General features: G+C 44.3%; 7 protein-coding genes. 2 read left to right on the plus strand and 5 right to left on the minus strand.

Annotated features, from left to right (window positions below; translation table 11 throughout):
- The 4 genes from cysK to Q0N89_RS09640 form a co-directional block, all read right to left on the minus strand.
- Positions 1–749: cysteine synthase A (gene cysK / locus Q0N89_RS09625; RefSeq protein ID WP_294035849.1), on the minus strand; the 749-nt coding region annotated here is incomplete at its 3' end.
- Positions 750–925: 176 nt separating this feature from the next.
- Positions 926–1,723, minus strand: coding sequence for a 4-hydroxy-tetrahydrodipicolinate reductase (gene dapB, locus Q0N89_RS09630; RefSeq protein ID WP_294035851.1), 798 nt, complete (start codon positions 1,721–1,723; stop codon positions 926–928).
- Positions 1,724–1,894: 171 nt separating this feature from the next.
- Positions 1,895–3,556, minus strand: a complete 1,662-nt coding sequence (ettA, locus tag Q0N89_RS09635; RefSeq protein ID WP_294035853.1) for an energy-dependent translational throttle protein EttA — start codon at positions 3,554–3,556, stop codon at positions 1,895–1,897.
- 134 nt (positions 3,557–3,690) lie between these two features.
- Complete coding sequence (locus tag Q0N89_RS09640; RefSeq protein WP_294035859.1) at positions 3,691–3,816, minus strand: hypothetical protein; 126 nt, start codon at positions 3,814–3,816, stop codon at positions 3,691–3,693.
- Positions 3,817–4,002: 186 nt separating this feature from the next.
- On the opposite strand from Q0N89_RS09640, the gene Q0N89_RS09645 reads away from it, so the two are divergent.
- Entirely contained in the window at positions 4,003–4,371 is a 369-nt protein-coding gene (locus Q0N89_RS09645) for a type II toxin-antitoxin system VapC family toxin (RefSeq protein ID WP_294035855.1), read from the plus strand.
- Between the two features lie 3 nt (positions 4,372–4,374).
- Complete coding sequence (locus Q0N89_RS09650; protein WP_294035857.1) at positions 4,375–5,124, plus strand: hypothetical protein; 750 nt, start codon at positions 4,375–4,377, stop codon at positions 5,122–5,124.
- Positions 5,125–5,380: 256 nt separating this feature from the next.
- Here Q0N89_RS09650 and Q0N89_RS09655 read toward each other — a convergent pair.
- Positions 5,381–5,713, minus strand: a 333-nt coding sequence (locus Q0N89_RS09655) for an NAD(P)-dependent oxidoreductase (protein WP_367178566.1), incomplete at its 5' end; no start/stop codon positions are given.

Below are 5,713 nucleotides of genomic sequence, written 5' to 3' on the forward strand. Positions count from 1 at the left end.
ACCTTAAAGGCATCGTCATTGGTCACAGTCACAACTTCATCATAAATCTCGGTATTTAGCACCGCTGGCACAAAGCCTGCGCCGATGCCTTGGATGGGGTGTGGACCTTTTTGACCACCTGACAGCACTGGCGATGCTTGTGGCTCGACGGCGACGACTTGTACGCTGTCTTTTTTGGCTTTCAACACTTCGCCAACGCCTGTAATCGTACCGCCCGTACCCACGCCTGCGACCAAGATATCCACTTGCCCATCGGTATCGTTCCAAATCTCTTGGGCAGTGGTGTCACGGTGCACTTGTGGATTGGCAAGATTGTCAAATTGGCGTGGCATAAAGTAGCCGTCTTGTGCTGCCAGCTCATTGGCTTTGGCAATCGCACCGCCCATCCCTTCGGCAGCAGGTGTCAAAACAAGCTCAGCGCCATAAGCACGCAGCAGCGCACGACGCTCAAGGCTCATACTCTCAGGCATGGTGATGACAAGCTTATAGCCACGAGCGGCGCAGATGAGCGCAAGACCGATGCCTGTGTTGCCACTGGTCGCTTCGACGATGATGGTGTCTTTGGTGATTTGACCTGATTTTTCGGCATCATCAATCATCGCAAGGGCGATACGGTCCTTGACCGAGCTTGCAGGGTTAAAATATTCAAGCTTGGCGACCACACGCGCTTTCAGCCCTGCGGTAAGATTAGACAGCTCAACCAGCGGTGTGTTGCCAACAAGTTCAGTGATATTTTTGGCGATTTTCATAAAAACTCCCTAGATGTGATTATTGTGCTATTAGCATAGCAAATTTTTTGGCAATTTACCGCCAAATTCTTAGTCCAAAATTTGATAAACTTATGCAGCTTTGGTGATTAAAACAAAACCAAGCTTGATGATCAAACTTGGTTTTTCTATAGCTTTGACGGCTTGGTTTGCCAAGCTTAGTTCAGACCAAGCACATCTTTCATGTTATATAAGCCTGCTGGCTGTGCTGCCACCCACTGCGCTGCTCGCACTGCGCCCGTGGCAAAAGTGGCACGGCTTTGGGCTTTGTGCGTGATGGCGATGATTTCACCATCCATGATGAACTCCACCGTATGCTCGCCGATGATCTCACCACCACGGATGGCATGCATACCGATGTCACCTTTTTCACGCTTGGCAGCGCCGTGGCGACCATACACGAGTGCGTTTGGCAGGTGCTGATCACGGGCATCGGCGACAGCTTTTGCCATCATCAGTGCTGTGCCTGATGGCGCATCAATCTTGTGCTTGTGATGATGTTCGATGATCTCGACATCAGCATCCAGTCCAAGCACACGAGCAGTCGTGGCAAGTAGATTCAGCGACAGATTTACGCCCGTAGAGTAGTTGCCAGCATAGACGATGGCGATGTACTGACTGGCGTCAGTAAGCTTGGCTTCTTGTTCGGCACTCAATCCTGTCACGCCCATCACGAGTGGCACCTTGTTTGCCACACAAGCATCAAGCACTTCATCGAGCGCTTCTGGTAAGCTAAAGTCAATCAGCACATCCACGCCAGTCAAATCAAGCGTCGCCAAAGGTACGCCTGTCTTGGCGACACCGATGAACTCGCCAGAGTCGGCACCGATCAAGCTTGAGATACTGCGGACAAATGCCCCTTTTAGTGCGGTATTTGGATTATCCAATGTTGCTTGGATCAGCATGCGCCCCATACGACCTGATGCACCCATGATGCCGATATTTAGCTGTGTCATAATTGCGTCCTTTTTTGGTTGATGAGTTTGATTATACTGCAAAAGCGAGCTTGGTTTCACTAATTTTTAACTGTTTTTATGGATTTGAGTGGACTTTATAAGACATATTCCACTGAATTGACGCATAAAAAACGACAAGCCATCCGACTTGTCGTCTCTGCAATCAATGGCTTAGCCACCAATCTTCTTATATTTCATACGCTTAGGACCTGCATCCGCACCAAGCATCTTTTTGCGGTAGGCTTCGTACTCGGTGTAGTTGCCATCATACCACACAGGGCCTTCTTCTTCGAATGCCAGGATATGCGTGGCAATACGGTCAAGGAACCAGCGGTCATGCGAGACCACCATCACTGTACCCGGGAATACTTGTACCGCATCTTCTAGTGCACGCAAGGTCTCGACATCAAGGTCGTTCGATGGTTCGTCAAGTAAGATAACATTCGCCCCTTGCTTGAGTGTCTTGGCAAGCTGTAGGCGGTTACGCTCACCGCCTGATAGCTGACCGACGCGTTTTTGTTGGTCTTGACCTTTGAAATTAAAGCGGCCGATATAAGCACGGCTTGGCGTGGTGTATTCACCAACCGTAATCATATCAAGCCCATCAGACACTTCTTCCCACACAGTCTTATTGTCATCAAGCTCATCACGCACCTGACCGACATAGGCGACTTTGACGCTCTCGCCCACTTCGACCGTGCCGGTATCAGGGGTATCTTTACCGCAAATCATGTTAAACAGCGTGGTTTTACCCGCACCATTTGGACCGATAATACCGACGATTGCCATCGGTGGCACGGTGAATGATAGGTTCTCGTACAATAGGCGGTCGCCAAATGATTTTGAAATGTTATTCACTTCAATCACTTTATTACCTAGGCGTGGCCCTGGTGGAATGTAGATTTCTGCCGTTTCGTTGCGTTGTTGGAATTCACGGGAGTTCATCTCCTCAAAACGCTCTAGACGAGATTTGGACTTGGCTTGCTGACCTTTTTGGTTCTTACGCACCCATTCCAATTCTTGTTTTAGGGCTTTGGCAAAGGCTTCTTCTTGCTTTTGCTCTTGCTCTAGACGCTTGTTCTTTTGCTCTAGCCACTCGGTGTAGTTGCCTTGATATGGGTAGCCATAGCCACGGTCAAGCTCCAAAATCCACTCAGCGACATTGTCAAGGAAATAGCGGTCGTGGGTAATCGCCACAATCGTACCTGAATAGTCTTTTAAGAAACGCTCAAGCCATGCCACTGATTCTGCATCCAAATGGTTGGTCGGTTCGTCAAGTAGTAGCATATCAGGCTTGGACAATAGCAGACGGCACAGTGCAACACGGCGCTTCTCACCACCTGATAACTTGGACACATCCGCATCCCATGGTGGTAGGCGTAGTGCGTCGGCGGCTTTTTCAAGCTGGGTGTTTAGGTTGTGCGCATCCCATGCTTGGATGATGTCTTCCATCTTGCCCTGCTCGGCGGCAAGCTTATCAAAGTCCGCATCAGGCTCAGCATATTCAGCATAAATCTGGTCAAGGCGAGCTAGCGCATCCAGCGCTTCACGCACGCCATCTTCGACATTACCACGCACGTCTTTATTTGGGTCTAGCTGTGGTTCTTGGGGTAGATAGCCGACTTTGATACCTGCTTGTGGACGGGCTTCACCGCTAAACTCGGTATCCACGCCTGCCATGATGCGTAGTAGCGTTGATTTACCAGCACCGTTTAGACCGAGAACACCGATTTTGGCACCCGGGAAAAATGATAGGCTGATGTCTTTTAGGATTTCACGCTTTGGGGGAACAATTTTTGACACCTTGTTCATGGTGTAGATATATTGAGCCATGAGTTTCCTGTTTTTGGTTTATGACAATAAAGGCTTAACTGCTTATTATCGCATTGATACAGGATTTGGGCAAGGTGATTTTGGGGTTTTGAGTGGTAAAAAACGGCACATCACGCACCGTTTTTCTCATTAAACTATTCTAGGTATTCAAGTAATGCTTGCTCATCACCATACAAGGCTTGATTTGGTACAACAAGCCACTTGTCATCATGCTCAATCACCAACTGCGGCGCCCAAACGCTGTGCCAACTGTTGCCCAAACTCAATGCGTGCTAATTGTACCGGTACAGCTAGACTTAATCTGCGACCTAGAAAATGTTTAAATTGGCGAACACCTTATGAGGTTTATTATCAAAAGGCGTTGCAGTTAGTTTGACAATTCAAGTTCAATAAATTGGTATAATTAAACCACTTGGAAAACCAAAAAAAGCTGATAAGATACCAATATGGTGATTGCCATCAGCAGACGACAAGCCAATATCATCAACAAAATCCGCCAATATCAGCCAAGTGATTTTGTATTGTCCAGCATGGTGTATTTTGAATTAGTATTTAGGGCGTATAACAGCCAAAAAGTGCAGGATAATTTACGCACTTTGGAACAGTTACCATTTGAAATTTTGCCATTTACCCAACAAGACGCGTATCATGCAGGGAAAATCCGTGCCGATTTAAAACAAAAAGGCACACCGATTGGCGTTTATGATGTGTTGATTGCAGGGCAAGCCGTTGCCCAAGAGTTGATTTTATTAACCCATAATGTAAAAGAGTTTGAACGAGTGGATGGGCTTAAATTTGAAGATTGGTTGGAGTAAAAGATGAGTATTTTACAAAATGCTGTTGATTCTATTATTATGGGTTTAGAAGATTTAAACTCAGAAGATGAAAAACGCATATTATCTTGTGTTAGAAATCTTTATGCAGGAATGCTTTTATTATTTAAATATAAATTAGTTGAATTGAGTCCACCAGGCTCAGATGAAGTACTAATTAAAACAAAAGTACTTCCTGTATATATTAACGGTCAAATTCAATGGAGAGGAAATGGTAAATCAACACTAGATGTAAGACAAATTAAAGAAAGATTTTTATCTCTTAATATTGATGTTGATTGGAAAAAGATTGAAAAAATTCAAAATTATAGAAATGATATAGAGCATTATTTTGATACAAAAGATAATAATTATGATGAATTAAAAATGATGATTTTTGATACATTCTTAATCATTAATAAATTTATTGCTAATTATTTAGATGAAGAAGCATTTGATTTATTTGATGAACTTAAAGATGGTTATCAAAATTTTGTAGAACAATTTATCTATGAAAAATATGGAAGCGAAATCCATCTAGCGATTAAAGATGGTGGAGATTTGCCTGTAAGTAGATGTCCTAATTGCTATGAAGAAACTTTTTTATATGATGAAGGTTTCTGTATGTATTGCAGTAATAAAATCTCTCGCTTTGAATGCCAGTTTTGCCATGACACGATAACTCCCGAAGACATGGATAGTTTCCCAATGTGTAGCTATTGTGCTTATAAATGGCAAAAAGCACAAAATGAATAATTAACTATGAACCGCCTAGAATCCTTAAAAATCTTTGTCAGCGTTACTGAAACCTTACATTTTTGTAACCAAGATCCGCATTTTGCTGTATCCGTCTCGGCATAAATTGCCGCCCCTAGTGCGAGCGTTGGTGGATTTTTTGGTAGAGTATTTTAAAGATAGGGATTGGTAAGAGTTTTCAAACTACCTAAAAACAAAAATGGTCAATTTTGCAAATGATACTAGCAAAATTGACCATTTTTTATTGATTATTCAATTACTTACTTGCCACCGTAAAACGCTTGTGCAAATGTGCTTTATTTTCTACATCGTCGCTGATTGCAATCGCCAAATCTGCGACACTAATGCCAGCAGGTACATCACCATTCATAAGCAAATTATCATCGCCCAAGCGATATTCGCCTGTACGCTCTTCGCTATAGCCAGCAGTGACACCAAGTAGTGCAGGCGGTGAGATAAACGCCCAATTGACATCACGGCGGTCTTGTAGATCGGTTAATAAATTGCGTGCAGCGTTCGCCCCATCAAAAATCTCTTTTGGAAATGCAGGAGTATCAATCAGTTGCACATTTGGGGCAACAAACAAACT

The organism is uncultured Moraxella sp., assembly GCF_945873075.1.
GTDB lineage: Bacteria > Pseudomonadota > Gammaproteobacteria > Pseudomonadales > Moraxellaceae > Moraxella.